Source organism: Streptomyces sp. NPDC048416 (genome assembly GCF_043200435.1).
Taxonomy (GTDB): Bacteria; Actinomycetota; Actinomycetes; order Streptomycetales; family Streptomycetaceae; genus Streptomyces.
On the sequence record NZ_JBICXU010000058.1, the window covers coordinates 1 to 15,275 of the forward strand.

14 protein-coding genes are annotated in these 15,275 nt (G+C 72.8%); 10 read left to right on the forward strand and 4 right to left on the reverse strand.

What is annotated here, in order from left to right; genetic code table 11:
- Positions 1 to 85: 85 nt before the first annotated feature.
- Together ACGFW5_RS34770 and ACGFW5_RS34775 are read right to left on the reverse strand one after the other, a co-directional pair.
- Entirely contained in the window at positions 86 to 319 is a 234-nt protein-coding gene (locus tag ACGFW5_RS34770) for a ferredoxin (protein ID WP_393838352.1), read from the reverse strand.
- The gene (locus tag ACGFW5_RS34775) at positions 319 to 1,779 is read right to left on the reverse strand and encodes an aldehyde dehydrogenase (RefSeq protein WP_393838353.1); all 1,461 of its coding nucleotides are present in this window, start codon (positions 1,777 to 1,779) and stop codon (positions 319 to 321) included. The genes ACGFW5_RS34770 and ACGFW5_RS34775 overlap by 1 nt, the downstream gene beginning before the upstream one ends.
- A 459-nt stretch (positions 1,780 to 2,238) precedes the next feature.
- On the opposite strand from ACGFW5_RS34775, the gene ACGFW5_RS34780 reads away from it, so the two are divergent.
- From ACGFW5_RS34780 to ACGFW5_RS34790, 3 genes are read left to right on the forward strand one after another with little or no spacing between them, the layout of a single operon-like run.
- On the forward strand, positions 2,239 to 3,303 hold the full coding sequence (locus tag ACGFW5_RS34780) for an MBL fold metallo-hydrolase (protein ID WP_393838354.1): 1,065 nt from the start codon (positions 2,239 to 2,241) through the stop codon (positions 3,301 to 3,303).
- A 37-nt stretch (positions 3,304 to 3,340) separates the two neighbouring features.
- Positions 3,341 to 3,892: a methanogen output domain 1-containing protein gene (locus ACGFW5_RS34785; RefSeq protein ID WP_393838355.1), complete on the forward strand. Its 552-nt coding sequence runs from the start codon at positions 3,341 to 3,343 to the stop codon at positions 3,890 to 3,892.
- Entirely contained in the window at positions 3,889 to 5,469 is a 1,581-nt protein-coding gene (locus ACGFW5_RS34790) for a SpoIIE family protein phosphatase (protein ID WP_393838356.1), read from the forward strand. Before ACGFW5_RS34785 ends, ACGFW5_RS34790 begins: the two co-directional genes overlap by 4 nt.
- A 73-nt stretch (positions 5,470 to 5,542) precedes the next feature.
- Here ACGFW5_RS34790 and ACGFW5_RS34795 read toward each other — a convergent pair whose 3' ends face one another.
- Positions 5,543 to 5,983: an ATP-binding protein gene (locus ACGFW5_RS34795; protein WP_393838357.1), complete on the reverse strand. Its 441-nt coding sequence runs from the start codon at positions 5,981 to 5,983 to the stop codon at positions 5,543 to 5,545.
- Positions 5,984 to 6,154: 171 nt separating this feature from the next.
- Here ACGFW5_RS34795 and ACGFW5_RS34800 point away from each other — a divergent pair, with 171 nt between their 5' ends.
- The 7 genes from ACGFW5_RS34800 (at position 6,155) to ACGFW5_RS34830 (ending at position 13,623) form a co-directional block, all read left to right on the forward strand.
- The gene (locus ACGFW5_RS34800) at positions 6,155 to 6,520 is read left to right on the forward strand and encodes an STAS domain-containing protein (RefSeq protein ID WP_393838358.1); all 366 of its coding nucleotides are present in this window, start codon (positions 6,155 to 6,157) and stop codon (positions 6,518 to 6,520) included.
- Between the two features lie 326 nt (positions 6,521 to 6,846).
- A complete protein-coding gene (locus ACGFW5_RS34805; RefSeq protein ID WP_393838359.1) occupies positions 6,847 to 8,109 on the forward strand; it encodes a prenyltransferase/squalene oxidase repeat-containing protein in 1,263 nt (420 codons plus the stop codon).
- On the forward strand, positions 8,109 to 8,753 hold the full coding sequence (locus tag ACGFW5_RS34810) for an SCO2322 family protein (RefSeq protein ID WP_393838360.1): 645 nt from the start codon (positions 8,109 to 8,111) through the stop codon (positions 8,751 to 8,753). The genes ACGFW5_RS34805 and ACGFW5_RS34810 overlap by 1 nt, the downstream gene beginning before the upstream one ends.
- 6 nt (positions 8,754 to 8,759) lie before the next feature.
- Entirely contained in the window at positions 8,760 to 10,064 is a 1,305-nt protein-coding gene (locus tag ACGFW5_RS34815) for an energy-coupling factor transporter transmembrane protein EcfT (RefSeq protein ID WP_393838361.1), read from the forward strand.
- A complete protein-coding gene (locus tag ACGFW5_RS34820; RefSeq protein WP_393838362.1) occupies positions 10,061 to 11,962 on the forward strand; it encodes an ATP-binding cassette domain-containing protein in 1,902 nt (633 codons plus the stop codon). The genes ACGFW5_RS34815 and ACGFW5_RS34820 overlap by 4 nt, the downstream gene beginning before the upstream one ends.
- Before the next feature lie 143 nt (positions 11,963 to 12,105).
- Complete coding sequence (locus tag ACGFW5_RS34825) at positions 12,106 to 12,891, forward strand: ECF transporter S component (RefSeq protein ID WP_393838363.1); 786 nt, start codon at positions 12,106 to 12,108, stop codon at positions 12,889 to 12,891.
- A gap of 333 nt (positions 12,892 to 13,224) precedes the next feature.
- A complete protein-coding gene (locus tag ACGFW5_RS34830; RefSeq protein WP_393838364.1) occupies positions 13,225 to 13,623 on the forward strand; it encodes a transglycosylase SLT domain-containing protein in 399 nt (132 codons plus the stop codon).
- Between the two features lie 38 nt (positions 13,624 to 13,661).
- On the opposite strand, the gene ACGFW5_RS34835 is transcribed toward ACGFW5_RS34830, so the two are convergent.
- Positions 13,662 to 14,870, reverse strand: a complete 1,209-nt coding sequence (locus ACGFW5_RS34835) for an alpha/beta hydrolase (RefSeq protein WP_393838365.1) — start codon at positions 14,868 to 14,870, stop codon at positions 13,662 to 13,664.
- Positions 14,871 to 15,275 lie beyond the last annotated feature (405 nt).

Here is a 15,275-nt window from a genome sequence, read left to right on the forward strand (position 1 = left end):
TAGCGGAGCTATCGGGGCGTTTCGGCAACGCCGCGAGGTGCCGTGCCAGGCGCCGCACCCCCGGCCATGATCCACCAGACACCCCCTAGTCCTCGGGTGGGAAGACCGTTTCCCGGGAGCCGAGCAGGGTGATCAGGATGGCCTCGACCGGGCAACTCTCGGCGGCGGCCAGGATCCTCTCGTCGGCGTCGGTGTCGGGCGTACGGGGGCGGGACTGACGTGCGGTGTCGAGTGCGAAACCGTCCGGGGCATGGTTGACGCACATGCCGGAGCCGATGCACATGCTCCGGTCCACCTCGATGTGCCAGCGGTCGCCCATCACGCGCCTCCGTGGCCGGCGGGAAGGTGGATCATCTTGTGCTCCAGGTACTCGCCGAAGCCCTCGGGCCCGAACTCCCGCCCGAGACCGGAGGACTTGTAGCCGCCGAAGGGGCCGAGCATGTCGAGGCTGAAGGTGTTGACGTTGAACGTGCCGGTCCGCACCCGGCGCCCGAAGTCGATGCCGTGCTCGACGTCGCCGGTCCATACGCTGCCGCTGAGCCCGTACTCGGAGTCGTTGGCGATCCTCAGCGCCTCGTCCTCGTCCCCGTACGGCAGCAGACAGATGACCGGGCCGAAGATCTCCTCGCGGGCGATCCGCATCGTGTTGTCGACCTCGCCGAACAGGGTCGGCTCGACGTACCAGCCCCGGTCGAGCCCGGCCGGGCGGCCGCCACCGGCGAGGATCTTGGCGCCTTCCTCCTGGCCGGTCCGGATGTAGTCGAGCGAGCGCCGCTGCTGCCGCTCGGCGACCAGCGGCCCGACCTGGGTGGCCGGGTCCAGCGGGTCCCCGACGACGAGCGCCCCCGCGGCCGCCGCGAACGCCTCGGCCAACTCGTCGTAGCGTCCGCGTGGCGCCAGGATGCGGGTCTGGGCCACGCAGGCCTGCCCGTTGTTCATCCAGGCCGCGGGGACGATGCCCGCGACGGCCGCCTCCAGGTCCGCGTCGGGCAGGATGACGGCGGCCGACTTGCCGCCGAGTTCCAGGGTGACCCGGGTCAGGTTGCGCGCGGCGACCTCCATGACCCGCTTGCCGGCCGCGACGGACCCCGTGAAGGCCACCTTGTCGACGCCGGGGTGCCCGACGAGGTATTCACTGACCTCGCGGTCCGCCGGCAGGATGGACAGGACGCCCTCGGGCAGCCCGGCCTCTGCGGCGATCTCGCCGAGGATGTAGGCGTCGAGGGGCGTCTCGGGCGACGGCTTGAGGATCACCGAGCAGCCCGTGAGCAGCGCGGGCCCCAGTTTGGCCGCGGCCACGAACTGCGGCACGTTCCACGGCACCACGGCCGCCACCACACCGACCGGCTCGCGCCGCACCAGCAGGGGCCCCAGCGCCCCCGCGCGCCGCTCCTCGTACGCGAATTGGCGCCCGACGGTGAGGGCGGAGTCCCACACCATCATCGCGCCGAGCGCCTGGGCCAGCACGCTCCAGGAGTACGGGGAGCCGTTCTGCGAGCTGATGGACCGGGCGATCTCCTCGTGCCGCGTCAGGATCGCGTCCTTGATCCGCGACACCACCTCGATGCGCTCGTCGGGCGTGGCCCGCGCCCAGGGCCCCGTGTCGAAGGCCCTGCGCGCGGCGGCCACGGCCCGGTCCACGTCCGCCGGTGACGCGTGCGGGACGCGGCCGATGACCTGCTCGGTGTGGGGTGAGATCACCTCGATGACGTCGGAGCCGAGGGGGTCGGTCAACTCCCCGCCGATGAAAAGCTGTCCGTGTTCCACGAGCTCGGTCATGCCTGGTGCCTCCTGCGGCGCGGGCTTCACTGCTGCCTGACGGTGCCGACCGGCCACCGGCTCCTGCCTGTGCCGGTACGCGGCTCTGGGACCTGACGCTGTTTCAGAACTGATACCAGTTCTAGTTGCAGGAGTCCACGGCAGGAGTCGGCGGAGGGGGGCGGGAGCCGAGCCGCCGCCGGGCGCGGGGGCGACCGACGCGAACCACCGCTCGCCAACACGGGCGAGGCCGGGCCAACCGGGGCCCGTCAATGCGAGTGGAGCTCTCCCTTGTTCCGGCTCGCTCCGGCTTGCTCCGGCTTGCTCCGGCTTGCTCCGGCTCGCTCCGGCTCGCTCCGGCTCGCTCCGGCTTCCAGGAGTTTCCCCCGAGCAATCTGACAGACCATCAGTTCTCGTTATAGTGACGGGTGTACGAGCCGACTGCCGTACGCCCGTGGGACCCAGAGAGACGAGGACTCCATGCCGCAGGAGCCAGCCGCGCCTCAGGTGACCGACCACGGCGGCGGTGTCCACTCGATCAAGGTGCCGATCCCGGACAACCCGCTCGGCCACACCCTGGTCCACCTCGTCGACACCGCCCGGGGCCCGGTGCTCGTCGACACCGGGTGGGACGATCCCGCGTCCTGGGACACGCTCACCGCCGGGCTCCGCGCCCTCGGCACCGACGTCCGCGACATCCACGGCGTGGTCATCACCCACCACCACCCCGACCACCACGGCCTGTCCGGCCAGGTCCGGGAGGCCTCAGGCGCCTGGATCGCCATGCACGCCGCCGACACCGCCGTCGTACGCCGCACCCGCGAGGCCGAACCGGGCGTCTGGCTCGATTACCTCTGCGCCAAGCTGGCGGCGGCCGGGGCGCCCGATGAACACCTGGCACCCCTGCGCGAGTCCCGTGCTTCCGGCCGCGTGCGGACCCTGCCGGGGCTGCGGGCGGCGCTGCCCGACCGCGAGATCGCGCCCGGCGAGCTGCTGCCGCTTGCCGGGCGCAGGCTCCGCGCGATCTGGACGCCCGGGCACACCCCCGGCCACGTCTGCCTTCATCTGGAGGAGGCACACCCGGCTCAACTCGCGGGCAACGGGCGCCTGTTCAGCGGCGACCATCTGCTGCCCGGCATCACCCCGCACATCGGTCTGTACGAGGACCCCGACGACGCCACCTCGACCGACCCGCTCGGCGACTACCTCGACTCCCTCGAACGGGTCGGCCGCCTCAAGGTCGCCGAGGTGCTTCCCGCGCACCAGCACCCCTTCACCGAACCGGCCGAGCGGGTCGCGGAGTTGCTGGCCCACCACGAAGACCGTCTGGCCGGTCTCCTCTCCCTCCTGGCCACCTCCCTCACCCCGTGGCAGCTGGCGGAACGCATGGAGTGGAACCGGCCCTGGGAGCAGATCCCGTACGGCTCGCGCACGATCGCCGTGTCGGAGGCGGAGGCGCATGTGCGGCGCCTGGAGAAACTGGGGAGGGTCGAGCGGGTGGAGGGGGCCGAAGGCGGCGGGCCCCCGCGGTACCGGGCGGTGTAGGTTCGACCGCAGGACGAGAGATGAGGAGGGCGACGCTGTGGGTCATCCCGTGGATGTGAAGATCGATCTGGACCGTGACGTGTTCTTGCGGACACTGGTGCGGGAGTTGGCGACGTCGCTCGAGTCGGTGATCGGCCTGGAAGAGGCGTCCGGCTACATCAGCCTGGTGGGCCGGGCGGTGGGCACGCAGATCGACGACATGTACCTCAAGGCGCTCGGCACCCCGCAGATGTCGCGGGAGCAGGTCGCGGAAGCCCTGGTGGATCTCAAGCGGCGGATCAAGGGCGACTTCTACGTCATCGAGCAGGACGACACGAAGATCGTGCTGGGCAACCGGGCCTGCCCGTTCGCGGAGAAGGTCCTGGGCCGTGAGTCGATGTGCATGATGACCTCGAACGTCTTCGGGACGATCGCGGCCCGCAATCTCGGCTACGCCAACGTCGAATTGCAGGAGACCATCGCCCGCGGCGACGCCGGCTGCCGCGTGGTCGTGCACCTGGTGCCGCTCGCCGGCCCGGCAAGCGGACGTGAGTACTTCGCCGACGTGGAACTGCCGGCGGCCACCCCGACCGGTACGGTACCTGCGTGAACCTTGGCCTGTTCGAGGCCATCATCAAGCCCCTGCCCCACCCCGTCATCCTGTGCGCGGGCGATGGCACGATCCTGGCGGTCAATCCGGCCGCCACCGCCTCGATTCCCCAGCTGTCCGCGGGCGCCGGCCTGTACGCCCTGGCGCAGAACGAAGCCCAGGTCGTGCGGACCCACCTGGGCAACTGGCTGCGCAGCGGCAGCCCCCTGCCGGGCGGGCTCGTACTGAAGGACAGCGACGGCAGCCAGGTGCGTTTCCGCTGCCAGGGCGCGCGCGCCACCTGGTGGCAGGGGCCCGGGGCGGCGGTGCAGCTCAGTCTGCACCGCTTGGACCACGCCGACCAGTTCGTCGTCCTCAGCCAGCAGCTCAGCGCGTTGAACAGGGAAGTCGCCATCCGGCGTACCGCGGAAGTCCAGCGCGAGGAACTGCTGTTGGCGGAGCAGGCCGCTCGCGGCCGTCTGCAACGCCTGTACCGGCTGACGGAGGCGCTGGCGTCGTCCGCGACCCTGTCCCAGGTCGCCGAGGCCGTGGCGGCCACCGCCGCCCAGGCGTTGGACGCCGAAAGCGTGGCCCTTGAACTGCACTTCCGGCGCCTGGTGCCCACCCTCGAACCGGGTGAGGATCTGCACACCCCGACGGCCGCCGGCTGGGAAGACCTCGACCAGTTCGCGGATGCCGCGCGCCCCGAGGCCGCCGGCACCCTTCGCGTCACGCTGGAATCCGACCGCGTCGTGGTGGGCGCGCTGCGGGTCCGTCCCGGCGCGGCGGGAATGCCCGAGCCGGAGCACCTGACCGCCGTGGCCCAGCAGATCGCCCAGGCCGTACGCCGTGCCGGCCTGTACGAACACGAACACCGCGTCGCCGAACGCCTCCAGCTCAGCCTGCTGCCCCAACTGCCCGACGTGGCGGGCCTGGAGGTGGCGACCTGCTACGCGCCGGCCAGCGACCTGGTCATGGTCGGAGGCGACTGGTACGACCTCTACGACCTCGACGAGGACCACGTCGGCCTGTCGATCGGCGATGTGGCCGGCCACGGCCTGCCCCAGGCGGCCGTCATGGCCCAGATCACCGCCGCGCTGCGCGTCATCGTCCTGCGCTGCGGCACCCGCCCGGAAGCGGTGCTGCGTGAGCTGAGCGAATACCTGCACCTCTACCACCGCGGCCACATGGCCACCGCCGCCTACCTGCTCTACCACCGGCGCACGCGCGCCCTGACCTACGTCAAGGCCGGACATCCCCCGCCGCTCGTGGTACGCCCCGACGGTTCGAGCCGTTACCTCGACGGCCCCATCTCGCCGCCCGCCGGGCCCATCCCGGGCGCCCGTTTCCGCGAGGGCAGAACCAGCCTGGCCGACGGCGAATCCCTTCTGCTCTACACCGACGGCCTGATCGAACGCCGCAAGGAACCACTGGACGCGGGCCTGCGCAGACTCACCGAGACAGCGCGCCGGGGCGCCGGGTTGAGCCCGCACGACCTGTGCCGACTGTTCCTCGACCACCAGCCCGGCGCCGACTACCCCGACGACCGCGCCCTGCTGCTCGTCCGCCCCGGCTCCCCCGGCCGGACCGCCCCCTAGGCACAGGCGTACGGACGGCTCACCGCGGGTCGGTTCAGGTTGCGCAGGCCGGGCCGGGCCCGGCCGGACCGGGTCATGTCAGGGCGAGACGTGCGGTGATGCGCTTGCCGACCGGTTCCTGGACGGTGAAAAGCGCCTCGGTGACGGCTTTGACGATCTCCAGGCCGTGCTGGCCGATGCGGCCGGGATCCGCGGCCCGCGGCGCCGGGGTGGAGGGATTGCTGTCCCATACGACGACGTCCACCACGCGGGCCGTGATGCGCAGTTCCATCAGGACGGGGCCGGGAGCGTACTTGATGGCGTTGGTGACCAGCTCACTGACCACCAGCTGGACGGAGCCCCGCACGCGTGCGGACACGGGCACATGATGACCGGCGTCGGCCCGGTCGAGGAAGGCCACGGCGTGATGGCGGGCCGCGGCGATGCAGCCGTCGTCCCCGGCGAGGGTGTAACCCGCGCGCATCAGGTACTCGCCCGGCTCGGTCAGGCCGTCGTCATCGGCATGGGACCCCACGTACCACCCTCACTCCCCCGTCCACACGTGTCCGGGTACCCGCGTGGCCCTCATGCATGTCACAGGCGCACCACCCGGTCTACCACCTGGATGCATTCCGCCGTGCCGCTGGGGCAGAATCATGACAGCCCGCCCGACAGGGCAAGCAGCCGGAGCACAGTCGAGGATACGGTGACCGACAACCAGAAGGCCGACCGGCCGGACCAGCTCTCCGTCGAGTCCGCGGTGATCGACGGCATCACCGTGGTGACCCTGCACGGCGAGATCGATTATCAGGTCCACCACACGCTCAGCCAGGCGCTGTTGTACGAGGACGGCGTCACGCCGCCGCGGATCGTGGCGGACCTCAGCGGGGTCACGTTCATGGACTCCAGCGGGATCAACGCCTTCATCCACGCCCACCGGCGCGTGAGCGACGCCTACGGCTGGCTGCGTCTGGCGGGGGCCCAGGAATCCGTCTCGCGCCTCCTGAACATCGTCGGCATCGACACGGTCCTGGGGTGCCACCCGACCGTCGAGCAGGCCCTGCGCACCTGAGCGTCCCCTTCCGGGACCGGGCGGGCGCGGGGGCGCTTCGCACCGCCGGGTAGGGTGGGCGCGTCGTCATGCCCGTACGGGGGGAAGCCGGTGCGAATCCGGCACCGACCCTTCCCCGAGCTCTCGGCCCCGCTCCAGCAGGGGAGACCCCGCTCCGCGCGCCACCCGGCCGGGAGGGGCACGCCGGGATGCCCCGTCACCGCATGACCGGTTCACCGTCGCCCGCACACCGCGGGTGGCCCCGCCCCGTCGAGGTATACGGAGCCGGAGCCGGGTGCCAGCGTGCGCCCGAGCCCGCGCTCCCCGCAGGAGAGGCACCGCCCGCCATGACCGTACGCCGCTGCGCCGCAGTGCTCGCCGCCGCCACCGCCGTCCTGGGCGCAGCCGCCCCGGCGGCCGTCGCCGACGGCGCGCCGTCCCCCGCGGCGGTCCCGCCGGGCCTGTACGGCACGAAGGACCCCCAGTTCGACGGTGTCTTCCGGCAGTCGCTGGCCTTCCTCGCCCAGGCGAAGGCCGACGTCAAGCCCGCCGACCGGGCCGTGGCCTGGCTGACAGGGCAGCAGTGCGCCGACGGCTCCTTCATGTCGTTCCGCGCCGACACCTCCAAGGCGTGCGACCCGACGAAGCTGGACACCAACGCGACGTCCGCCGCGGTGCAGGCACTGGTCGCGGTCGGCGGTCACACCGACGCCGTCAAGAAGGGCGTCGCCTGGCTGAAGTCGGTGCAGCAGGACGACGGCGGCTGGCCGTACGCCCCGGGCATGGGCGGCAGCGACGCCAATTCCACCGCGATCGTCATCGGCGCCCTCGCCGCCGCGGGCGAGAAGCCGGCCGATGTGAAGTCGGCCAAGGGCGGCAAGTCCCCCTTCGACGCGCTGCTCACCTTCGCGCTGCCCTGCGACGGTTCTTCCGCCGGCTCTGAAGGAGCCGGGGGAGGCCCCGAGGGCGCGGGCGCCTTCGCCTTCCAGCCCGACGCCAAGACGCAGAAGCTGTACGCCAACGCCGATGCGACCGCCGCCGCCGTGACCGGTCTGCTCGGCAAGGGCCTCACCGCCACCGCGGGCACCCCCGACACCAAGGGCACCGCCTGCGAGAAGGCCGCCACCCCCGAGCAGGGCGCGCACAACGGCGCCGGCTACCTCGCCAGGACGCTGGCCGCGACGGGCTTTTTGAAGTCCGCGATGCCGGGCGCCACCGACCGGCCCGACGTCGGCAACACCGCGGACGCGGTCGTCGCCCTTGCCGCGGCGGGCCTGCCCGACCAGGCGAAGAAGTCCGCCGACTGGCTGTCCAAGAACGCCGCCGCCTGGGCCAAGGAGAACGGGCCTGCCGCATACGCCCAGCTCGTCTTCGCCGCCGACGCGACCGGCGCCGACCCGAAGAACTTCGGCGGCACCGACCTCGTCAAGGCCCTCAACGCCACCGGCCCCGCCCCGCAGACGGCCCCCTCGTCGGCCCCCGCCGACAAGAAGAAGGACGAGCAGAAGAACGACGGCATCTCGGTCTGGTGGATCGTCGCCGTCGGCCTGGTCGCCGGCATCGGCGTCGGCTTCCTCATCAGCGGCCGCAAGAAGAACCAGCAGCTGTGATGCGGACGCGACTCGCTTCCCTCGCCGTGCTGCTCATCGCCCTGGTGACGACGGCCGCCGGCGCGGGTTCGGCGCAGGCGGCCGGGTACCGCTACTGGTCCTTCTGGGACCTGGCGGGCGACAGCTGGGCGTACGCCACGCAGGGCCCGGCGTCCGCGCACCCCGGCGACGGCTCGGTCGAGGGCTTCCGCTTCGCGGTGAGCGCGGACTCCAAGGACGCGTCCGAGCCGCGCACGACGCCCTCCTTCGAGGCGGTGTGCGGTGCGACGCCGACGAAGGACGCCACCAAGCGGGTCGCGCTCGTCATCGACTTCGGTACGCCGCAGGACGCGGGCCAGGGCGAGAGTCCGCCCGCGCCGCGCACCGCCTGTGCCCAGGTGTCCCCGGACGCCACCACCGCCGACGCGCTGGCGGCCGTCGCCCAACCGCTCCGCTACAACAGCGCGGCCCTGCTCTGCGCGATCGACCGCTACCCGCGCACGGGCTGCGGTGAGCAGGTGTCGGATGCGTCGGCGGCCAAACCCGCCGCCCCCGCGAAGACCGGCAAGGACGGCGGCCCCTCGGTGGGCCTCCTGGCCGGGGTGGCCGCAGTCGTGGCCCTGGGCGCGGCAGCGATCTGGCAATCCCGCCGCCGCAGAAACTGACCCACCATGCCCGACGACAAACCCCTGCCGCCGAGCCCGACCCCGGCGACCACGGCACCCGACGCGGCCCCGCGCCCCCCGGCCGGAGCCCGGGCGCACCCCCGCCGGCGCGAAGCCGGAGCCCGCACCCCCCGGCCCGGGGCCGAGCACCGAACCCCCCGGCCCGAAGCCGGAGCCCGCACCCCCCGGCCCGCCGCACACCGCACCCCGAGCCGGAGGCTGACCGCTCCCGCAGCCGGCCGGAGCAACGCCGTGCATCCCGGTGCCTGGTGGCTCTGGGCGCTGGGCCTCGCCACCGCCGCGTCGAGGACGAACAACCCCCTCCTGCTCGGCCTCCTCGTCGGCGTCGCCGGGTACGTCGTGGCGGCCCGCAAGACCGACGCCCCCTGGGCCCGCTCCTACACCGCGTTCATCAGGATCGGCCTGTTCGTCGTCGGCGTCCGGCTCGTCTTCAACCTGGTGCTCGGCTCGCCGATCCCCGGCAGCCACACCCTGTTCACGCTGCCCGAACTGCCGCTCCCCCCCTGGGCGAAGGGCGTCCGCGTCGGCGGCCGGGTCACGGCGGAGGGCATGCTCTTCGCCCTGTACGACGGCGCGAGGCTGGCCACCCTGCTGATCTGCGTGGGCGCGGCGAACGCGCTCGCCAACCCCGCGCGTCTCCTCAAGTCGCTGCCGGGCGCCCTGTACGAGGCGGGCGTGGCCGTCGTCGTCGCGATGACGTTCGCGCCGAACATGGTCGCCGACGTCGTACGGCTGCGTACCGCGCGACGGCTGCGCGGGCGCCCCACCGGCGGCATCAAGGCGATCGCGCAGATCGGCCTGCCGGTACTTGAAGGCGCCCTGGAACGCTCGGTCGCGGTGGCCGCGTCCATGGACGCCCGCGGCTACGGCCGCACCGCGCAAGTCCCGGCCGCCGTACGCCACACCACCACCGCCCTCACTTTGGGCGGTCTGCTCGGCGTGTGCGCGGGAACGTACGGGCTGCTCGCCTCCGAGGGCGCCGGGTACGGCATTCCCGTCCTGCTCGGCGGTCTGCTCGCCTGCCTCGCGGGGCTGCGGCTCGGCGGGCGCCGCCAGATCCGCACCCGCTACCGCCCCGACCGCTGGGCCATCAGGTCCTGGCTGGTGGCCGGTTCCGGGATGGCGGTCGCGGCGCTGACGCTCTGGGCGGGTACTTATGCCCCGGAGGCCCTGACCCTCGGGGTCGTCCCGCTGACCGCGCCGGGCCTGCCGCTCTGGCCCGCGCTTTCGCTGCTCGCCGGCCTGCTCCCGGCGTTCGTCGCACCCGTACCCGCGAAGGAGTCCCCGTGATCCGGTTCGAGAAGGTGTCGGTCACCTACGACTCCGCCGCGGAACCGACCGTGCGGGACGTCGAACTGACCGTGCCCGAGGGGGAGTTGGTGCTCCTCGTGGGCCCGTCGGGGGTCGGCAAGTCGACCCTGCTCGGTACGGTCTCCGGGCTCGTCCCGCACTTCACCGGCGGCACCCTGCGCGGCCGCGTCACCGTGGCCGGCCGTGACACCCGCACCCACAAGCCGCGCGAACTCGCCGATCTGGTCGGCACGGTGGGCCAGGACCCGCTCGCCCACTTCGTCACCGACACGGTGGAGGACGAACTCGCCTACGGAATGGAGTCGTTGGGGCTCGCTCCCGCGGTGATGCGCCGCCGGGTCGAGGAGACCCTGGATCTGCTGGCCCTGGCGGAGCTGCGTGACCGTCCGATCGCCACGCTCTCCGGCGGCCAGCAGCAGCGGGTCGCGATCGGCTCGGTGCTCACGCCGCACCCGAAGGTCCTGGTGCTCGACGAGCCGACCTCCGCGCTCGATCCGGCCGCAGCGGAGGACGTCCTGTCGGTGCTCCAGCGTCTCGTCCACGACCTGGGCACGACGGTCGTCCTGGCCGAGCACCGCCTTGAGCGCGTGGTCCAGTACGCGGACCAGGTCATCCTGCTCCCGGCCCGCGGCGTCCCGCCGGTGATGGGCACCCCGGCGGACATCATGAAGATCTCCCCCGTCCACCCCCCGGTGGTGGCCCTCGGTCACCTGGCGGGCTGGACCCCTCTCCCTCTCTCGGTACGCGACGCCCGCCGCATGGCGGCCCCCCTGCGCACCGAGCTGTCCCGCCGAGCGAGCGACCACCGGCACCCGCCGACGGCCGCCGTCCCCGAGAGCCCCGGCACGACCGCGCCAAACCCCACCACCGCCACGCCCGACCGGCACCCGCCGACGCCGAGCGCCCCGCACGAGGGGACCCGCACCGCCCCGGCCACGCGCACGGATGCCGCGGGTGGGGGTGACAGTCCGGCCGCAGGCCGGCCGCGGCCCCACCGGCCCGCGGGCGATGCCGAAGCTCGCACCACCGGGCCCGCCCCCCGGCACACTCCCCGGCACACAGCCGCACACCGCACGCTGGCCGCCCTCTTCCGCCGCCCCCCGGCCACCCCCACCCTGCTCACCAGCGTCACCGCCACCGCCTCCGCACTCGGCGTACGCCGCGGCCGCGTGGAGGCTCTGCGCCACGTGGACCTCGCCGTCAGGCCGGGCGAGACCATCGCCCTGATGGGACGCAACGGCGCCGGCAAGTCCACCCTGCTCAACACCCTGGTCGGCATGATCGAGCCCACCGCGGGCTCGGTCACCGTGGGCGGCCGCACCCCCCACCGCACCCCGCCGCGCGAACTGATCCGCGAGGTCGGTCTCGTACCGCAGGAGCCGCGGGACCTGCTGTACGCCAACACCGTCGCCGCGGAGTGCGCCGCCGCGGACGAGGACGCCGGGGCCGCGCCCGGAAGCTGCCGCGCACTCGTCTGGGAGCTGCTGCCCGGCGTGGCGGACGACACTCACCCGCGTGACCTGTCCGAGGGCCAGCGCCTCGCGCTGGCCCTCGCGATCGTGCTGACCGGCCGCCCTCCCCTTCTCCTCCTGGACGAGCCGACCCGCGGTCTGGACTACGCGGCCAAGGCCCGCCTGGTCACGGTGTTGCGGGCACGCGCCGCCGAGGGCCACGCCATCGTCCTGGCCACCCATGACGTGGAGCTGGCGGCCGAACTCGCCCATCGGGTCGTGATCCTCGCGGGCGGCGAGGTCGTCGCGGACGGCCCGACCGCCGAAGTCGTCGTCTCCTCGCCCGCCTTCGCCCCGCAGGTGGCCAAGGTCCTCGCACCGCAGCACTGGCTCACCGTCTCCCAAGTACGCGAGGCCCTGTCGTGACCGGGCCCACGGAACCGGCACCCGGACAGCCCGCGAAGCCGGTACGCCCGGGGTCCGCACGCCCGGAGCCCGCGCGGCCCGGGCCCGCCCGCCCTGGACCCGTACGCCCGGAGCCCGCGCGGGCGGCCGGGGCCGCCCGTCCCGTGCGCCTGGGCCCGCGCGCGATCGTGGCCCTCTCCCTCATCACCCTCATCGGCGTCGCCGCCTTCGGCTGGCCCCTGCTCGCCGACGCGGACTCGGGCCTCGCGCACGCCCAGGACGCACCCTGGCTCTTCGCCGCGCTGCTCCCGCTCCTGGTGGGTGTGGTGATCGCCACGATCTCCGACGACGGCATGGACGCCAAGGCGGTCGCGATGCTCGGAGTGCTGGCCGCCGTGGGCGCGGCACTGCGTCCTCTCGGCGCGGGCACGGCCGGCCTTGAGCCGATGTTCTTCCTGATGGTGCTGAGCGGCCGGGTGCTCGGCCCGGGCTTCGGCTTCGTACTCGGCTCGGTGACGATGTTCGCCTCGGCCCTGCTGACCGGCGGGGTCGGCCCCTGGATGCCGTTCCAGATGCTGGCGATGGGCTGGTTCACGATGGGGGCGGGCCTGCTGCCGGGACCGCACCGGCTGCGCGGTCGCGCCGAGCTCGCCCTGCTGGCGCTCTACGGCGCGACGGCCTCCTTCGCGTACGGCACCGTCATGAACCTCCAGGGCTGGACCTTCATCGGCGGCATGTCCTCGGGGATCTCCTTCCACCCCGGCGACCCGCTCCACGACAACCTCGTGCGTTTCTTCGCGTACTGCGCGGCCACGTCGCTGGGTTGGGACCTGGGGCGGGCCGCGCTCACGGTGGTGCTGACGCTGACGCTCGGCGGCACCCTGCTGAAGGCGCTGCGCAGGGCGACACGGCGTGCCGCCTTCGAGGCCCAGGTCACATTCGAGGCCTGAACAGGGCCTTGCCGGGGTGAGGCCGCCCACAGGCCGATGGTCCTCTACGAGGCGCGATAGTGGTCAGGGGACATGATCCAAAGCCCCCCTCGCACCCGGGTTGACCTGCGCCTATTCCTCCCTTACACGTCGGGGGCCGTTGCACCTGTCGTGCGATACCCACTAGTAAATGGGGTCGTTGCGGGCGCCGTCGGGCTCCAGCTACAACTGTTCGAGTCGCCGGAACCGCCCGGTCCGCAGGCCGGGCCACTTCCTTACGGGTTCCCTCGTCGTGGAGGTCTCAGTACCTCCGGCGGAGCGCGACGACCATGTTCCCCGACGTTAGGTTTCGCGTTGTCTTTCGCCGCCCGTTTCACCGCTCGTAAGAAGTCCGTCGCCGCCGCCGGCGCCACCGTGCTCGCCGCCGCCGGTGTCGCCATGGCCGCCGTCCCGGCCGAGGCCGCACCGACGAGCGCCCAGGCGATCGCGCAGAAGATGATGCCGTCCGACCAGTTCCAGTGCTTCAGCAAGATCGTGAATCACGAGTCCGGCTGGAACCCGTCGGCCAAGAACGCCGCCTCCGGCGCCTACGGCCTCGTCCAGGCCCTGCCCGGCTCCAAGATGTCCTCGGCCGGCGCCGACTGGCAGACCAACCCGGCCACCCAGATCAAGTGGGGCCTGAGCTACATGAACGAGCGCTACGGCAGCCCGTGTGGCGCCTGGAACTTCTGGCAGCAGAACAGCTGGTACTGAGCCCTGCCGGCTACGCCCCACCGGCTACGCCCTACTGGCTACGCCTTACCGGCGACGGAGTCGAAGAGCCGCACGATCTGCGGCGCCGACTTCTTGAAGGCCCCGTTGTGGTCGACCGCTCCCTGGTCGATCACCGGGGCCTTCTTTCCGTGCGCGGCGAGCTGCCGGGCACAGCTGAGCGCGTTGCCGATCGGCACACCGGTGTCACCGGCCGCGCTGTAGAGCCGGACGGGCACCGCGGGCTTCCAGTCACAACTGTGGTCGTTGTCACGCATGGCGTCCAGGAGCGCGCCGCTCGGGCGCTGGAGCTTGTCGTAGAAGGCGGGAGTGAGCAGGTCCTTCACGTTGCCGGGCAGCGCGCCGAAGATCTCCTCCTCGGTGTGGCTCCCGTCGAACAATCCGTCGACGACACCGGCGTAGGGCGCGCGGAAGGCGTCCCCCGCATCCTTGTACAGGGGGCGGACGTGGTTCTGCGCGGTGAGCCAGTACGTCATGTAGAACACCCCGCTGGTGTCGTTGACGCGCCCGTCGAAGAGGGCGGGCATCTCCTGACCCGCGATGTCGTACGGTCCCGACACCGGCGCAAGGGCCTTCAGCCGGAAGTGCGCGTCGGCGCCCTCGCTCAGCGCCCTGCCGAGCGCCATGGCGACCTGGCCGCCCTGCGAGAACCCGGTGCCGTACACGTCCCCGGTCAGCGGTCTGCCCAGTTCGCGGGCCGCGGTGCGGGTGGCCCGCAGCATGTCGAGCGAGGCGGACACGGACGAGGCGGTGTCCATGTACGGGTGCCGGCCCGGGCCCTTGCCCAGGCCCAGGTAGTCGGGCGCGGCCACGGCCCGCCCGGCGGCGGCGTGCAGATACGGCGAGAGCCGGCCGTCGTCGCCGACGGAGGGCGCGTAGTCGCGGTCCACCATGGTGCCGTGGGTGTCCGCGACGAGATCGAGCCGGCCGTGTCGCCCGTCGGCGGGCAGCACGAGCAGCCCGGTGGCGGTGGTGGGGCGTCCCTCGGGGGTGATGGTCCGGTACGTGACCCGGTACCCGCGCACGCCGTACCGGACCCCGGCGCTGTCGACCTCGCCCGCCTTCAGGAAGTCGGCGACCTGGGTGGAGCTGAGCGAGGAGACGGGCTCAAGCGATACGAGGGTGCCTCGCGGGGGTGTGCCGTCAGCTTGGGCGAGGGGGGCGGTGGTGCCAACGGCTGCTGCCAGCAGGGTGGTTGTGGCCAGGACCTGAACGAGTGTCTTTGTCATGCCCCGAACCTAGGTGGCCCTGCGGCTCGGCGACATCCGGCCACCGTCACACCGTGCGGTGCACCTAGCCCCCCTGACCCGGGGTGTTTTTCCCACCCACCCGCCCGTGCGGCTACTTGAGAGTGCGGCTCCCCGGGGCTCCGCCCCAGACCCCGGGCGGGTTTTCCCACCCACCCGCCCGTACAGCTACTTGAGAGTGCGGCTCCCCGGGGCTCCGCCCCAGCCCCCGGGCGGATTCGCCCACCCACCCGCCCGTGCGGCTACTTGAAGGTGCAGCCCCCCGGGCTCCGCCCCAGACCCCGGGCGGGTCTTCCCACCCACCCGCCCGTACAGCGCATTGAATGAGCCGACCCCTGGGGCTCCGCCCCAGACCCCATGCGGGGGCTCCGCCCCCTGCACCCCCGT